Source organism: Pseudoalteromonas aliena (assembly GCF_038155085.1).
Taxonomy (GTDB): domain Bacteria; phylum Pseudomonadota; class Gammaproteobacteria; order Enterobacterales; family Alteromonadaceae; genus Pseudoalteromonas; species Pseudoalteromonas aliena_A.
This window is the reverse complement of the sequence record NZ_JBAKAU010000131.1, coordinates 1-228: the sequence shown is the minus strand read 5'-3', so window position 1 is coordinate 228 and position 228 is coordinate 1. Positions and strand designations below refer to the sequence as shown.

The 228-nt window shown below is 43.4% G+C and carries 1 protein-coding gene; it reads right to left on the bottom strand.

Translation table 11 applies throughout. The features are described from left to right. Positions 1 to 228, bottom strand: a 228-nt coding sequence (locus V6260_RS18805) for an iron chelate uptake ABC transporter family permease subunit (protein ID WP_341595592.1), incomplete at both ends; no start/stop codon positions are given.

The window sequence follows — 228 nt, the reverse complement described above, 5'->3', positions numbered from 1 at the left end:
TAACGGCAACCAAAGCGTTGCCCATTGCGCACGTGCAAAGCTACGTAACGTCCAAAACAAAATGGCCGCAACAGCCTGAGGAAGGCTCCAATAAAGTAATAACCTAGTAAATGCGCTAAATAAAAACGACAATGCAACACATGCCAACAACATAGACTCAACTTGAGCACTTTGCAGCCTACCGGCTATAAGTATTAATACACTCATTGCAGCCAAACTACCTAAAAG